Raw genomic sequence first — 15,623 nt, 5'->3', positions numbered from 1 at the left:
CGGAGATAGGGTCTGGGGGTGGGTCGACTGGTGGTCATCGAGGGGCTGGACGGTGCGGGCAAGCGCACGCTGGCCGAGGGGCTGACGAAAGCGCTGCACGAGCAGGGCGCGAGCGTCGCGACGCTGGCGTTCCCCCGCTACGGGCGCAGCGTGCACGCCGACCTGATCCGCGAGGCACTGCACCACGGGCACGGTGACCTCGTCGACTCCGTGTACGGCATGGCGCTGCTCTACGCACTCGACCGGCGCGCCGCCGCCGACGACATCGCCGCCGACCTCAAGTGGCACGACGTCGTCCTGCTCGACCGCTACGTCGCCTCCAACGCCGCCTACGGTGCCGCCCGCCTCCGCCAGGACGCCGACGGCGAGTTCGTGAAGTGGGTCCGCGAGGTCGAGATCGCGCGGTTCGGGCTTCCCGTGCCCGACGCCCAGATCCTGCTCCGCGTCGCCCCGGAGATCGCGGCCGAACGCGCCGAACACCGCGCCCGGTCCGAGGCCGACCGTGCCAAGGACGCCTTCGAGTCCGACGACGATCTGCAGTCCCGCTGCGCGGCGGTCTACGACCAGCTCGCGGCCGCGTCGTGGCTGTCCGCCTGGCACGTCGTGGACGGGACTGGGCGTTTCGGCGCCACCGAACTGGCCCGCCTGATCGTCCATCCGGGCTAAGCTGCCCGGTTCTTGCCACCCGATACCGGGTCGGGAGTCACGAACGGTGTCCGTAGTGCGAATATGTGGGCATGAAGGCACGTGTCTTGGTGGTCGACGACGACCCTGCCCTCGCGGAGATGCTCACCATCGTGCTGCGCGGAGAGGGGTTCGATACCGCCGTCGTCGCCGACGGTTCCCGTGCGCTACCCGCGCTGCGGGAGCTCAAACCCGATCTCGTCCTGCTGGACCTGATGCTGCCCGGCATGAACGGGATCGACGTGTGCAAGGCGATTCGTGCCGAGTCCGGCGTGCCGATCGTCATGCTGACCGCCAAGAGCGACACCGTGGACATCGTGCTCGGCCTCGAGTCGGGCGCCGATGACTACGTCGTCAAGCCGTTCAAGCCGAAGGAGCTCGTGGCCAGGGTGCGTGCCCGGCTGCGCCGCACCGAGGCCGAACCGGCGGAGTCGCTCACGATCGGCGACCTCGCCATCGACGTGCCCGGACACGAGGTGACCAGGGAGGGCAAGGCCATCCCGCTCACCCCGCTGGAGTTCGACCTGCTCGTCGCGCTGGCCCGCAAGCCGCGGCAGGTGTTCACCCGCGAGGTGCTGCTGGAGCAGGTCTGGGGTTACCGGCACGCCGCCGACACGCGGCTGGTCAACGTCCACGTGCAGCGGCTGCGATCGAAGGTCGAGAAGGACCCCGAGCATCCCGAGGTCGTGCTGACCGTCCGCGGTGTGGGGTACAAGGCGGGTCCTCCGTAAACCCGCGATGAAGCAGCAGATCTTCGCCTTCGCCTCGCGGGTGATGCGACTCGTCCGCAGCGTCGGCGCATACGGCCGCGGTCGCGTGGTGGCGTTCGGGGTGCTCTGGCGCCAGTCCCTGCAGTTCCGGGTCACGGTGTCCACGCTGGCGCTGTCCTCGGCGGTGGTGTTCGTGCTGGGCATGGTGCTGCAGAACCAGATCGTCACCCGGCTGACCGACACCAAGCGCCAGGCCGCCATCGCGCAGACCCAGCAGGTCGTCGCGACCGCGGAGAGCGAGCTGATCGGCATCAGCGATCAGGACGCCCTGCCCGACCGCCTGCAGAACGTGCTGAAGAAGATCACCAGCAGTTCGTCGGCCGACCAGGGGTCCGGCGCGTCCGCCGCGGGCGCGTACGAACCGGTGCTGACCGCCGGCGGCACCAGCTCGACGGATTCGGCGGGCGCGGTCTGGAAGGTGCCGGACGGGCTGCAGCGCTTCGCCGAGGCCAACCTCGTCGCGACCCAGATCCACACGATCGACGACAACGGCACGCGCACGACGTATCTCATCGTCGGCGCGCCGGTCACCAGCACCGGCCGCCCCATCCAGCTGTACCTGCTGTTCCCGATGACCGCGGAACAGAACACGCTCTCGACGGTGCAGAACACGCTGCTGGTCGGCGGGCTCGTGCTGCTGGTGCTGCTGGCCGGGATCAGCAACCTCGTGACGCGCCAGGTCGTGCGCCCGGTCCGCTCCGCGGCCGCGGCCGCCGCTCGCTTCGCCGGCGGCGAACTCGACGAACGACTACCCGTGACAGGTGAGGACGACCTGTCCCGGCTCGCGATGTCCTACAACGAGATGGCCGCGAGCATCCAGCGTCAGATCCGGCAGCTGGAGGAGTTCGGCACTCTGCAGCGGCGGTTCACCTCAGACGTCTCGCACGAGCTGCGCACCCCGCTGACCACCGTGCGGATGGCCGCCGACGTGCTGCACGCCTCCCGCGAGCAGTTCCCCGCCGGACTGGCCCGCTCCACCGAACTGCTGGTCGACGAGCTGGACCGGTTCGAGGCGCTGCTCGGCGACCTGCTGGAGATCAGCAGGCTCGACGCGGGCGTCGAGGAACTGGCCGCCGAGGTGATCGACGTGGCGCCGATCGCACGGCGAGCCGTCGAACAGGTGCGCGTCATCGCGGGCAACGCGGGCACCCCGATCGAGCTGGACCTGCCCGAGGACGAGACACCCGCCGAGATCGACGCACGCCGGGTCGAGCGGATCCTGCGCAACCTGCTGGCCAACGCGGTCGACCACAGTGAGGGCCGTCCGGTGCGGCTCACGCTCGCGGCGAACGAGCACGCCGTCGCGATCACGGTCCGCGACTACGGCGTCGGCCTGCGGCCGGGCGAGGCCGATCTGGTGTTCAACCGGTTCTGGCGGGCGGACCCGTCGCGGAACCGGCGCACTGGCGGCACCGGGCTCGGCCTGGCGATCAGCCACGAGGACGCGCGGTTGCACGGCGGGCAACTGGAGGCGTGGGGTGCGCCCGGCCACGGCGCGTGTTTCCGGCTGATCCTGCCGCGGCGGCAGAACGAACCGTTCGAGGACAGCCCGCTGCCGCTGGTGCCCCCGGACGGCGAGGCCGTCAACGGGCAGGCGAGTATCGGCAGCGGAGCCGACTACAGCATTTCGTTCGAGGAACTGCGGAAGGAGGACGTCGGGTGAGCCGGGTACGCCTGTTCGCCGCGCTGGCCGCCATGGTGCTGGTCGGCGGCTGTGCGGGTATCCCCGACGAGTCCCAGCCGGTCGCGGTGCCGCAGCAGGAGCTGGGCCAGATCGCGAACCCGGACGTCCAGCAGCCGCCGCGCGACCTCGACCCGCTGACCGTCGTGCGCGACTTCGTCCGCGCGAGCGCCCAGCCCATCAGCAACAACGCGTCCGCGCGGATGTACCTGGATGACGGGGCGTCGAAGAACTGGCAGCCGGGCAAGATCGCCAACGTCATCGACGACCAGTTCAACACCGTGTACACCGCGGCGCAGGACCTGCCGGCGAACCCGAACCAGGTCGTGGTCATGGTGCGCGGCACGAACCTCGGCACGCTCGGCGCGGACAGCTCGTTCCTGCCCAGCCGCAGCCCGTTCGAGCTGCGCCTGCTGGTGAACAAGCAGTCCGACGGGCAGTGGCGGATCAGCAACCCGCCCGCGAACATCGCCATGCCCTACAGCGATTTCAACGCCAACTACGTGCGGGTCCCGGTGTACTTCTTCGCGCAGGACTCGAACACCACGGTGCCCGATCTTCGTTACGTGGCGGGCAAACCGCAGTCCGGTCTGCCCGCGCGCGTGGTGTCGTTGCTGCTGTCGGGGCCGTCGGACCAGCTGATCGGCGCGGTGCGCAGCCCGCTGCCGGAGGGCACGAACACCGAAGGCAACGTGACCACCACCCCGGACGGTGCGCTCGTCGTGCCGCTGACCGGGCTGGGTGATCAGACGCCGGAGGTGCGCAAGCTGATCGCGGCGCAGATCGTGTTGTCGTTGCAGGCCGTCACCACGAACCGGGTGCGGTTGCTCTCCGACGGCAACCCCCTGGTGGACGGGCACGAGGACTGGCTGTTCACCGACGTGCCTTCCTACACGTCGCTGGCCTCGCCGGGTGCCGACCTGCAGGGCCTGATGACGGTGGGCGGGCGGATCCGGTCGCTGGCCGACGGGCAGCCGATCAACGGGCCCGCGGGGCAGGGCGGCTACCAGGTGGTCAGCGCCGCGCAGTCGATCGACGGCAGGCAGCTGGCGATCGTGGAGAGCGACAACGGCAGGCAGCGGCTGAGAATCGGTCCCTACGGCTCGGCCGCGCAGGTGGTGAACCTCTTCGGCGGCACGCTGACCAGGCCGACGTGGCGCCCGACCGCGACGGCGGACGGCACCGCGGGCGAGGTGTGGACGGTCGTCGACGGGCAGGCCGTGGTGCGGGTGCTGCGTACCTCGGACGGCGGGTGGACCGGGCAGGCCGTCAACGCGGAGGAAGTGCTCACCGTCGGCCCGATCACGACACTGCGGCTGTCGCGGGACGGGTCGCGGGCGGCGATGGTCGTCAACGGGCAGCTGGTGGTCGCGTCGGTGGTGCGGGCGCAGGACTCGGTGACGCTGCGGGGGCCGCGGATCCTGCAGATGGGCACGCTGAACGGCGTGGTCGACGTGGACTGGCTGGGTCAGGACACCCTGGTCGCCGCCACGACGATGCCCTCGCAGCCGGTGGTGAAGGTGCCGATCGACGGGCTGCGGCTGGACCCGTTCAACAGCGCGAACCTCACGCCTCCGGTCACCGGGATCACCGCGGCGCCCGGACGGCCGATCGTGGTGGCGGACTCGAGCGGCCTGTGGACGGCCTCGGACGTCGGTGAGGTCTGGCGCCCGCACCCGCACAGCTTCAGCCCACGGGCCGCGCCGTTCTATCCGGGCTGAACGCCGGGCGTCGCGGCCGGGCCGAATTGTCGGTGGGCTCGTGCACACTGCGGGTGTGACTCTGCGGGGACAGGTCCTCGACCTGCTGTTGCCGGCGATGTGCGCGGGATGTGGCGTGCCGGGCGCCGGATGCTGCGCTGCATGCACCGCGGAGTTCGCGCGCCCGTCGCGTGTCGTGCGAGGGCCGACGGCGGATGTGGCCGTCTACGCGCTCGGCCGCTACGACGGCGCCGCGCGCAGGCTCGTGCTGGCCTTCAAGGAGCGCGGCCGCCGGGATCTCGCGCCGAGCCTCGGCCGGGTGCTGGCCGAGGCGCTGCCGTATCTGCCGGAGGTGCGCCCGGACCGGGACGGCGTGCTGTGGCTGGTGCCCGCGCCCTCGCGCCGCTCGGCGTCGCGTGTCAGGGGCGGCCCGCATGTGCTGCGCCTGGCGCGGGCTTGCGCCGCCCGCCTGGTCTCGGCGGGAAACCAGGTCGCGATCGCCCCGGCGCTGCGCCTGACCAGGGGTGCCCGCGACGCGGTTGGTCTCAACCACTCCCAGCGGGCCGCGAACCTCGCCGGCCGCGTGCGCCTCGACCCGTGCGGCCTGCCACCCCCCGGCACGCCGGTCGTGCTGCTCGACGACGTGGTGACCACGGGCGCCACCGCGGCGGCATGCATTCAGGTGCTCGGCGACGGAGGGTTCCCGGTCTCGGCGGTCCTCGCCCTGACGGCCACGGGCTGAGCAACGGTGTCCGGCGGACGCCGTGAGGGATGTCCTCATGGCGCCTCGCGACGGTGAGCGGGTCCCGCGCCGGCATCGCCCGGCTCTGGCCAGGCAAGATCCAGAAAGCCCGCCCCAGACACAAAAACTCACCCACTCAATATCACCCACACGAGTGCACGTTTCGGGAACGACGTGGCCTCCGTCTCCGTTGTCCGGGCATGAGGCCGCCAAGCGAACAACCTCCGCCGGCGCAAGCGGCCACGTGTGTGGGTCGGCGTCCGGCCGCGTCCGTCACGCTCGGGCTGGACTGCGGGAAACAGCCCTTGTGTCAAGGTGAAAACGGACCATCCGTGCTGCTCCGATCGGGTCCCCCGACCGCCGGGGACCGCGTTCCGCCGACGCGCACGGTGACCGTTTCCCGTTATGTGGCATCCCCCGCCTCGGGGGGTTTTGTGATGCGCGTTACCCGGCTAACGTGCACCGCTATAGCGCATTCCGGCAGCAGGGAGGTGAACAGCCAATGACCCTGGTGCCGACGAAGAGCTGAAATGCCGTCGGCGCCCACCGGTTCCCTCAGAGCTCGAACTCAGCCAACCAAGTGGGAGGTCGTGTATGGACATCGTCGTTAAAGGCCGCAATGTGGAGGTGCCCGACCACTACCGGGAGCACGTGAGCGTCAAACTCGCGCGGCTCGAACGGTACGACAAGAAGGTCTTCCGCTACGACGTGGAGCTCTTTCACGAACCGAACCGCAGGCAGTCCAAGAGTTGCCAGCGCGTGGAGATCACCGGCAAGGGCAAGGGCCCAGCGGTCCGCGCCGAGGCATGTGCCGGCGATTTCTACGGGGCGCTCGACGCCGCGGTCGCCAAGCTCGAGAACCGGCTGCGCAAGATGCACGACCGGCGCCGTGTCCACTACGGCCGCCGCTGCCCGGAATCGGTCGCCGAGGCCATGGCCGCCGGCACGCCCGTGAACGGCAAGGCACACGCCGCCACCGCCGTACTCGAGGCGCCCACCGAAGTGGAGCCGCTCGCCGAAACCGATATCGAAGTACCCCAGCAGCGCTGGGAAGACGACGCGATCGACCACAAGCCAGGTCTCGTCGTGCGCGAGAAGCAGCATTCCGCGCAACCCATGACCATCGACCAGGCCCTCTACCAGATGGAGCTGGTCGGGCACGACTTCTACCTCTTCAACGACTCCGAGGCCGGCAGGCCCAGCGTCGTGTACCGGAGGAAGGGCTTCGACTACGGGGTGATCCGGCTCGGCTGAGCCCGCCCCACCGGGCCCGCGTGCGAAGATGCGCGCGGGCCCTTTTACTGCGTTACGCCAGGTGCGTGCAACCTCCAGCGCTCCTTCCCTACGATGGGGGAAGGCGCGCGGCCCGCACGATGGGCCGCGCCACGGCACTGTGCCCGGGACACGCCTGGGTGTCAAAACACAGCTAGTGAGGTCGACGGGATGGTTCTCAACCGCCTGCTGCGTGCGGGCGAGGGCAAGATGGTCAAGCGGCTGCGCAACATAGCCGACCACATCAACACCCTCGAAGACGACGTGAAGGACCTCACCGACGCCGAGCTTCGTGCGAAGACCGACGAGTTCCGCAAGCGTCACGAGGACGGCGAGTCGCTCGACGAGCTGCTTCCCGAGGCCTTCGCCGTCGGCCGTGAGGCGGCTTGGCGAGTGCTGGGGCAGCGGCACTTCGACGTGCAGGTCATGGGTGGTGCGGCGCTGCACCTCGGCCAGGTCGCCGAGATGAAGACCGGTGAAGGCAAGACGCTGACCTCGGTGCTTCCCGCGTATCTCAACGCGATCTCCGGCAGGGGCGTCCACCTGGTCACGACCAACGACTACCTGGCCAAACGTGACGCCGAGTGGATGGGCCGCGTGCACCGCTTCCTCGGCCTGTCCGTGGGCGCGATCCTGTCCGAGCTGCCGCCGGAGCAGCGTCGCGAGGCCTACAACGCCGACATCACCTACGGCACGAACAACGAGTTCGGCTTCGACTACCTGCGCGACAACATGGCCTGGTCGCTGGACGACTGCGTGCAGCGCGGCCACAACTTCGCCATCGTCGACGAGGTCGACTCGATCCTGATCGACGAAGCCCGGACCCCGCTGATCATTTCGGGGCCCGCCGAGCAGTCCGCGCGCTGGTACGTCGAGTTCGCGCGCATGTCGCCGCTGATGAAGCGCGACGTCCACTACGAGGTGGACGAGCGCAAGCGCACCGTCGGTGTCAGCGAGAAGGGCGTGGCGTTCGTCGAGGACCAGCTCGGCATCGAGAACCTCTACGAGGCCGCGAACACCCCGCTGGTCGGCTACCTCAACAACGCGCTGAAGGCCAAGGAGCTGTACAAGCGCGACAAGGACTACATCGTCCGCAACGGCGAAGTGATCATCGTCGACGAGTTCACCGGTCGCATCCTGCACGGCCGCCGCTACAACGAGGGCATGCACCAGGCGATCGAGGCCAAGGAAGGCGTCGAGATCAAGGCCGAGAACCAGACGCTGGCCACGATCACGCTGCAGAACTACTTCCGGCTCTACGAAAAGCTCTCCGGCATGACGGGTACCGCGGAGACCGAGGCCGCGGAGTTCCACCAGACCTACAAGCTCGGTGTGGTGCCGATCCCGACCAACCGGCCGATGGTCCGCAAGGACCAGACCGACCTCATCTACAAGGGTGAGCCCGCCAAGTTCGAGGCGCTGGCCGACGACATCGAGGAGCGGCACAAGGCCGGGCAGCCGGTGCTGGTCGGTACCACCAGCGTCGAGAAGTCCGAGTACCTGTCGAAGCTGCTGCTCAAGCGCGGCGTGCCGCACGAGGTGCTCAACGCCAAGCACCACGACCGGGAAGCGCTGATCATCGCGCGCGCCGGCCGCAAGGGCGCGGTCACGGTCGCCACCAACATGGCCGGCCGTGGTACCGACATCGTGCTGGGCGGCAACCCGGACATCATCGCCGACGAGCGGCTGCGTGAGCGCGGGCTGGACCCGGTGGAGCACTCCGAGGCGTACGAGACGGCGTGGCCGAAGGTCCTCGAAGAGGTCAAGGCCGAGGTCAAGGCCGAGGCCGAGGAGGTCAAGGAGGCGGGCGGCCTGTACGTGCTGGGCACCGAGCGGCACGAGTCGCGGCGTATCGATAACCAGCTGCGTGGCCGCTCCGGCCGTCAGGGTGACCCGGGCGAGTCGCGGTTCTACCTTTCGCTCGGCGACGACCTGATGCGGCGGTTCAACGCCGCGATGGTCGAGCGGGTCATGACCACCATGCGGCTGCCGGACGACCAGCCGATCGACCACAAGATGGTCTCGCGCGCGATCAAGAGCGCGCAGACGCAGGTCGAGCAGCAGAACATGGAGATCCGCAAGAACGTCCTCAAGTACGACGAGGTCATGAACGAGCAGCGCAAGGTGATCTACGCCGAGCGTCGCCGCGTGCTCGAGGGCGAGGACCTGTCCGAGCAGATGCAGCATATGCTCTCCGACGTCGTCACCGCCTACGTCGAGGGCGAGACCGCCGAGGGCTACGCCGAGGACTGGGACCACGAGAAGCTGTGGACGGCGCTGAAGCAGCTCTACCCGGTGTCGCTGTCCTGGGAGGCGCTGACCGACGAGGAAGACGACCTCAGCTCGGACTACCTGCTGCAGCGGCTGCTGGAGGACGCCGAGGACTCGTACGCGCAGCGTGAGGCCGATATCGACGGCAAGGTCGGCGAGGGCGCCATGCGGCAGCTGGAGCGGCAGGTGCTGTTGTCGGTCCTGGACCGCAAGTGGCGTGAGCACCTCTACGAGATGGACTACCTCAAGGAGGGCATCGGCCTGCGTGCGATGGCCCAGCGCGATCCGCTGATCGAGTACCAGCGCGAGGGCTTCGACATGTTCAACGCGATGCTCGACTCGCTGAAGGAGGAGGCCGTCGGCTTCCTGTTCAACCTGCAGGTCGAGCAGGCGGAGCCGCAACCGGCCGCGGAACCCGCCGCCGCGGCGGCGGTGCCCGGCGCGGGTCAGGGCAACGGTGCGGACGGCGCCACGGGCGGCCGGCACGCGCGGCCGATGCCGTCGCAGCCCGTGGAAGAGCCGCGCGAGCCGGTGCCCTCCGCGCTGCGCGGCAAGGGGCTCGGCGGCAGTGCCCAGCAGGGCCTGACGTTCTCGGGCCCGGCCGAGCAGGGCGGCGTGCAGTCGCGTAGCGACGGCTCGGGCTCCGGCTCGAAGGCCAAGTCGGCCGCGGCCGCCTCCAGCGGCGGAGCAGGCAGCGGCACCCGCCGCGAGCGCCGCGCCGCCGCTCGCGCCCAGGCGAAGAAGGACAAGCGCGGTCGCTGACCGGACGTGACATCGCCGCGGTCGCCGGGTTTTCCGGCGGCCGCGGCGTTGTCGTTGTGGCCCCGGGTATCGCGCAGCGGCGACATCCGTCCGGGCGAGCGTCGCGGCCAGCGGATCCCGGCAGCCGCGGCGCCCGCTTGGCCCGGCCGCTCCGATCAGCCGTACGGCGCCGCTACCTCACCGGTAACCGCGCGGCGGCGGGGCGAGGCCGCACGATGTCGAACATCACGCACCGCCAGCCCGGTTCCAGCAGTTCGAAGCGCCCCACAAGCCCGTACGTCCGGCCCGCGGCGTGCGCCGTGCCGCCCGCCTCGTAGGCGTCCGGTGCGACGCGGCAGAGCCGCACGCTCCGCAGCGTGAAGCGCAGGTCCCGCAGCGGCCGGCAGCCCCCCAGGTACCGGTACAGCCGCGGATGGACCATCCCCTGCACCCGGCTCAGCGGCCGCGAACCGGTGCGCGCGTCCAGCAGCGCGGCGAAAACCGCCCGGACCCGCGCGGTCGGCAGCGGCTCCGGTTCCTTCCGGCGCAGAGGCACCGCCGGTATGCGCGCCGGCAGCAGGTTGAGCGCGAGCTGCCCGCCGGTGTCGGCGAAGCGATGCAGATCGCGCAGTGGTTCGTATGGTCGTAACGGTTTGAGTGCCGCAGTCCGCATTCAAGTTCCCCCAGTGTGTCCGGATCTGACGAATCAACAGAGGGGACACCACGGGCAATCCGGGCGAATTGCCCCCGAACCGGTGACGCCGGCGGCCGCTATCGTCGGTAGCCGTGTTCAAAGGGCTGGTACTCGACTACGCCGGGGTGCTCACCGATCCGGACGCCGCCGCGCTGTACGCCGCCATCGACGGGTTGCGCGACCGCGGCGTGCGCACCGCGCTGCTGTCCAACGCGGCGGGCGGCGGTGGCGCGAGACTCGAGCGCCACTTCGACGCGCTCGTCTTCTCCGGCGAGGTCGGCGTCGCCAAACCGGCGGCCCAGGTTTACCTCATCGCCGCCGACCGGCTGGGCATCCCGGCCGACACCTGCGTGTTCGTCGACGACTCGCGATCCAATGTGGACGGTGCGGTCGGCGCCGGCATGGTCGGCGTGCACCACACGTCGGTCAGCGCGACGCTCGCCGAGCTCAGCGTGCTGTTCCCCGCCTGACCAGCTCGAAGCACAACACCGCCGCGGCGGCCGACACGTTGAGCGACTCGACCGCGCCCGGCATCGGGATCGACAGCCAGCCGTCCAGCGACCGGGCGACCTCCTCGGACACTCCCGCCGTCTCGCCGCCCAGCACGAACGCCACCCGCTTCGGCAGCTCCGCGTCGAACAGCGACTTGCCGCTCGCGGCCAGGCCGTAGACGCGGTAGCCCGCGCTCGACAGCATCTCCGCCGCCTCGGGCGCGGTCGCGCAGCGCAGCATCGGCGCGCGGAACGCCACCCCGGCCGAAGCCTTGACCACCAGCGGATCCAGCGCCGCCACGCCCCGGCGGGGCACCACGACGCCATCCACCCCCGCGGCCGTCGCGGTGCGCAGGATCATGCCGACGTTGGCCGGGGTGGTGATGCCGTCGAGCAGCAGCACGCGCGCGGGCGGTGCGCCCGACGACAGCGCCTTGCGCAACGGCCGCATCCGGGGTGCGACGACGTCGGCCAGCACGCCCTGGTCCTGTTTGCCGTTCCCGGCGAGCACCTTCACCCGATGCGCGCTCGCCCGCTGCACCGGCACGCCTGCGGCCTTGGCGGCACGCTGGATCTCGGCCGCTCCGGCGCCGCGCACGGTGTCGGCGAGGATGACCTTGTCGACACGCAGATCGGGGTCGTCCAGTGCCTCCAGCACGGGTTTGCGCCCGTAGACGGTCAGGAAACGGTCCTTCGGGGAGACGGCGTCGGTTTCGTGCACAGCACCAGTAGACGACCAGCGACGCGCGGCCTCTCCGCCGGGGTGGTGGCCGGGCGACGGGTGGGAGTGTCAGGATCACGTTATGCCCGACCGTCTTTCCGCGCTCGACGCGTCCTTCCTGTACCTGGAGGACGCGGCCACGCCGATGCATGTCGGCGGAGTCGCCGTCTTCGAGCGTCCCCGCGAAGGCTTCGACTACGAGCAGTTGCTCTCGCTGGTCGGCCAGCGTCTGGCGTACCTGCCGCGGTACCGCCAGCGGGTGCTGAACGTGCCGGGTCACCTGGCAAGGCCGGTGTGGGTGGACGACGTCGACTTCGACCTGAACTATCACGTCCGCCGCTCCGCGCTTCCGTCCCCGGGCAGCGACGAGCAGCTGTACGACCTGGTCGCGCGGCTGATGGCGCGCCCGATGGACCACGAGCGGCCGCTATGGGAGGCCTACTTCGTGGAGGGCCTCGAGCACAACCGTGTCGCGCTGGTGACCAAGACGCACCAGGCGGTGGTCGACGGTGTCGGCACGGTCGAGCTCGGCCAGCTCATCCTCGACTCGTCCCCGCAGGACGCCGAGCCGCACGAGGACACCTGGACGCCGCGCCGGCCGCCGTCGGCGACGCAGCTCGTGCTCGACGCGATCAGCGAGACCGTGCAGCGGCCGGGTGAGCTGGTGGAGAACGCGCGCGCATTGGTGAGCGACGCGACCGCCACGGTCGACAAGATCACCGACGCGTTCGGCGGTGTCGCCTCCACCTTGCGCACCCTCATCAGCCCGGCCCCGGCGGGCCCGTTGAACACGCACGTGTCCGGCGGCCGGGTGTTCGCCGTGGTGCGCACGCGACTGGAGGACTACCGCAAGATCCGGGCCGAGCACGGCGGCACCGTGAACGACATCGTGCTCGCGGCCATCACCGGCGCGTTGCGCGAATGGCTGCTGTCGCGGGGGACCGGCGTCACCGCGACGGCGACGATGCGGGCGCTGGTGCCGATGGCGGTGCTGGAACCGGACACGTTCGAGTTCTCCGCCGCCGGGCTGGTCAACAACCAGGTGGAGGCGCATCTGGTGGACCTGCCCGTCGGCGAGCCGAACCCGGTACTGCGGCTGAAGCACATCAGCCACGCGATGCGCGCCTACACCGACTCGAGCCGCTCGGTCGCCGCGCGTGCCATGCTGAAGGTGGGCGGGTTCGCGCCGGCGACGATGCACTCGCTGGCGGCGCGTGCCGCCGGGTCGTTCTCCGGCCGTATCTTCAACCTGGTGATCACGAACTCGCCGGGTCCGCAGCAGCCGCTGTACGCGGGACGGGCGAGGATGACGGAGATGTACCCGGTGATTCCGCTGGCCAGGAACCAGGCGCTGGCCATCGGCGTGACGTCGTACTACGGCAGCGTGTATTACGGGCTGAACGGGGACCGCAAGGCGGTGTCCGATGTGGGGAACCTCGCCGCGATGGTCGAGGACGCGCTTGATGAGCTGAAGGGTGCGCACAGGTGAGGGTTTATCTTCCGGCGACGATCGAGATGCTGCGCAAACTCGTTGCCGACGGAAAGCTACAGCCGCCCGGCGGTACCGGCTTCGCACTCACCCCCGCGCTGCGCGAGTCCTACATCAGCGGGTCGACCGAAGAGCTGGAGTACGCCGCGCTGATGGACGCCGCGCGCGCCTCCCTGCGGCTGCTGAGCGACGACGAGAAGGAGCGGCCCCGCCGCGTCGTGATCTCGGTGGACATCGAGGACGTGACGGTTCGTTCGGATCTGGACGCGGCCGTGGTGAAGCTGTCAGGACCGGTATTGATGGACGACGTCGCGGCGGTGCACGTGGACGCCGAGGAGGCGGAGGAGGCGGTGCGCGCCGCGTCCGCGGTGATCGACGCCGCCGACCTGGGTGATCTCGACGCGGAGTTCGCGCTCGGCGAGGCGGAGGACCACGAACTGGCCTGGTACGCGCCCGGAGAGCTGCCGTTCCTGCTCGAGCTGCTTTAGCGTTGGTGGGGCAGGTCACAACCTGGGAGGGTTGCCCCATGGATGCCGTCACGAACGTGCCGGTACCGGCCAACGAACCGGTCCGGACCTATGCCCCCGGCACCGCCGAACGCGAGTCGCTGCGGCGGCGGATCGCCGAACTGGAAGCCGACAAGCACGAGCTGCCGCAGACGATCGCGGGCCGCCGCCGGCTCGCGGGCGGTGATGCGTTCGATGTCGTGGAGCCACACGATCACGGGCACGTCCTCGGCGTGTCGGCGCAGGCCACGCCCCAGGACGTGGCCGAGGCGGTGGCCGCGGCGAAGGAGGCCGCGCCCGCCTGGCGCGAGCTTCCGTTCGACGAGCGCGCGGCGATCTTCCTGCGCGCCGCGGACCTGATGGCCGGGCCCTACCGGGACACGCTCAACGCGGCGACCATGCTCGGCCAGTCGAAGTCGGTGCAGCAGGCGGAAATCGACGCCGCCTGCGAGCTGATCGACTTCCTGCGGTTCAACGTGCACTACGCGCGGCGCATCCTGGCCGAGCAGCCGAACTCGGTGCCCGGCACGTGGAACCGGATGGAGTACCGGCCGCTGGACGGTTTCGTCGTGGCGATCACGCCGTTCAACTTCACCGCCATCGCCGGGAACCTGCCCAGTTCGCCCGCGATGATGGGCAACACGGTGGTGTGGAAGCCGACGCCGACGCAGCAACTGGCCGCGCACTTCACGATGCGGGTGTTCGAGGAGGCGGGCCTGCCGCCCGGCGTGATCAACATGGTGACCGGCGACGGTGCGGCCGTCAGCGAGGTCGCACTCGCCGATCCCGGTTTCGGCGGTTTGCATTTCACCGGTTCGACGGCGACGTTCAAACTGTTGTGGCGGCGGATCGCGGAGAACCTCGATGTCTACCGGAGCTATCCGCGCATCGTCGGGGAGACCGGTGGCAAGGACTTCGTGGTGGCGCACGCCTCGGCGCGCAAGGACAAGCTCCTGGCCGCGCTCGTGCGCGGTGCTTTCGAGTATCAAGGGCAGAAATGTTCGGCCGCCTCGCGAGCCTACGTGCCGCGTTCCATCTGGGACGGTGGTTTGCGGGATGAGCTGGCGGATCTCACCAGGACGGTGAAGTTCGGGAACATCGCGGACTTCTCGCTCTTCGGCGGTGCCGTGATCGACGGGCGTGCCTACGCCAAACACGCCCGCCTGCTGTCCACTGTGGATGATGATGCGGCGCTCGATGTGCTGGTGGGCGGTCATTGCGACGACGCGATCGGTTACTTCGTGGAGCCAACGGTGCTGGTGTGCGACGATCCGGGTCACGAGATCTTCGCGACGGAGTACTTCGGGCCCATCCTCGCGGTGCACGTGTACGACGACGCGGACTACGAGCGGATCCTCGAAGTGGTCGACGGCACCTCGCCGTACGCACTCACGGGCGCGGTCTTCGCCGACGACCGGGGCGCGATCGAGCAGGCACACAAGGCACTACGGTTCGCGGCGGGCAACTTCTACGTCAACGACAAACCGACGGGCTCGATCGTGAGCCAGCAGCCTTTCGGCGGCTCCCGAGGTTCCGGCACGAACGACAAGGCAGGGTCGATGTTCAACCTGCAACGCTGGGCAAGCCCGAGGTCGATCAAGGAAACATTCGACGCCCCGACAACGGTGACCTACCCCCACATGGAAGCGGACTGACACAACCCGAAAAACGTAGCCACCTCCCGGCGACCCCGTCGTCAACGGGAGATTCCCGCGGTCCCCGAGTCATCCCGGAGCCTGCCCGCCGGCGAGGCATCTTTTCGTCTTTTCCCGGTGCCCCCCGGTGCCGGTTACGCCGTTGGCTGCCGGTTCCTCCCCCAACCCCGATCCGGTGAGTGTGTCCGCCGGGAGGGGATCGGGGG

General features: G+C 69.9%; 13 protein-coding genes. 11 read left to right on the top strand and 2 right to left on the bottom strand.

Annotation, left to right across the window (positions count from 1 at the left end):
• Positions 1-18: 18 nt before the first annotated feature.
• From HFP15_RS41245 to secA, 7 genes are all read left to right on the top strand, one after another.
• A complete protein-coding gene (locus HFP15_RS41245) occupies positions 19-666 on the top strand; it encodes a dTMP kinase (protein WP_168523926.1) in 648 nt (215 codons plus the stop codon).
• Between the two features lie 71 nt (positions 667-737).
• Positions 738-1,415, top strand: coding sequence for an MtrAB system response regulator MtrA (gene mtrA / locus HFP15_RS41240; RefSeq protein WP_139099890.1), 678 nt, complete (start codon positions 738-740; stop codon positions 1,413-1,415).
• Positions 1,416-1,422: 7 nt separating this feature from the next.
• A complete protein-coding gene (mtrB, locus tag HFP15_RS41235) occupies positions 1,423-3,117 on the top strand; it encodes an MtrAB system histidine kinase MtrB (RefSeq protein ID WP_210718552.1) in 1,695 nt (564 codons plus the stop codon).
• 32 nt (positions 3,118-3,149) lie between these two features.
• Positions 3,150-4,856 (top strand): LpqB family beta-propeller domain-containing protein, encoded by a 1,707-nt coding sequence (locus tag HFP15_RS41230; protein ID WP_168523930.1) that lies wholly within the window; start codon positions 3,150-3,152, stop codon positions 4,854-4,856.
• Between the two features lie 97 nt (positions 4,857-4,953).
• Positions 4,954-5,577 (top strand): ComF family protein, encoded by a 624-nt coding sequence (locus tag HFP15_RS41225; RefSeq protein WP_168523928.1) that lies wholly within the window; start codon positions 4,954-4,956, stop codon positions 5,575-5,577.
• A gap of 594 nt (positions 5,578-6,171) precedes the next feature.
• A complete protein-coding gene (hpf, locus tag HFP15_RS41220; RefSeq protein WP_168523925.1) occupies positions 6,172-6,831 on the top strand; it encodes a ribosome hibernation-promoting factor, HPF/YfiA family in 660 nt (219 codons plus the stop codon).
• A 189-nt stretch (positions 6,832-7,020) separates the two neighbouring features.
• Positions 7,021-9,882: a preprotein translocase subunit SecA gene (gene secA / locus HFP15_RS41215; RefSeq protein WP_168523923.1), complete on the top strand. Its 2,862-nt coding sequence runs from the start codon at positions 7,021-7,023 to the stop codon at positions 9,880-9,882.
• Between the two features lie 172 nt (positions 9,883-10,054).
• Here the strand turns inward: secA and HFP15_RS41210 are convergent, their stop codons facing one another.
• A complete protein-coding gene (locus tag HFP15_RS41210) occupies positions 10,055-10,534 on the bottom strand; it encodes an Rv3235 family protein (protein ID WP_168523916.1) in 480 nt (159 codons plus the stop codon).
• A 113-nt stretch (positions 10,535-10,647) separates the two neighbouring features.
• On the opposite strand from HFP15_RS41210, the gene HFP15_RS41205 reads away from it, so the two are divergent.
• A complete protein-coding gene (locus HFP15_RS41205) occupies positions 10,648-11,025 on the top strand; it encodes an HAD-IA family hydrolase (protein ID WP_168523914.1) in 378 nt (125 codons plus the stop codon).
• Here HFP15_RS41205 and HFP15_RS41200 read toward each other — a convergent pair.
• Entirely contained in the window at positions 11,003-11,767 is a 765-nt protein-coding gene (locus HFP15_RS41200; protein WP_168523912.1) for a TrmH family RNA methyltransferase, read from the bottom strand. The genes HFP15_RS41205 and HFP15_RS41200 overlap by 23 nt on opposite strands.
• 82 nt (positions 11,768-11,849) lie before the next feature.
• Here HFP15_RS41200 and HFP15_RS41195 point away from each other — a divergent pair, with 82 nt between their 5' ends.
• From HFP15_RS41195 to pruA, 3 genes are read left to right on the top strand one after another with little or no spacing between them, the layout of a single operon-like run.
• Positions 11,850-13,256, top strand: coding sequence for a WS/DGAT/MGAT family O-acyltransferase (locus HFP15_RS41195; RefSeq protein WP_168523910.1), 1,407 nt, complete (start codon positions 11,850-11,852; stop codon positions 13,254-13,256).
• A complete protein-coding gene (locus HFP15_RS41190) occupies positions 13,253-13,744 on the top strand; it encodes a DUF6912 family protein (RefSeq protein WP_168523908.1) in 492 nt (163 codons plus the stop codon). The genes HFP15_RS41195 and HFP15_RS41190 overlap by 4 nt, the downstream gene beginning before the upstream one ends.
• Before the next feature lie 38 nt (positions 13,745-13,782).
• Positions 13,783-15,417 carry an L-glutamate gamma-semialdehyde dehydrogenase gene (gene pruA / locus HFP15_RS41185; RefSeq protein ID WP_168523906.1) on the top strand — a complete coding sequence of 545 codons (1,635 nt, stop codon included), beginning with the start codon at positions 13,783-13,785 and terminating at the stop codon, positions 15,415-15,417.
• The last annotated feature ends 206 nt before the right edge of the window (positions 15,418-15,623 follow it).

Source organism: Amycolatopsis acididurans, from assembly GCF_012328925.1.
Lineage (GTDB): Bacteria > Actinomycetota > Actinomycetes > Mycobacteriales > Pseudonocardiaceae > Amycolatopsis_E > Amycolatopsis_E acididurans.
Note: the sequence above shows the minus strand (reverse complement) of the source record. Positions and strands in the feature narration are given on the sequence as shown.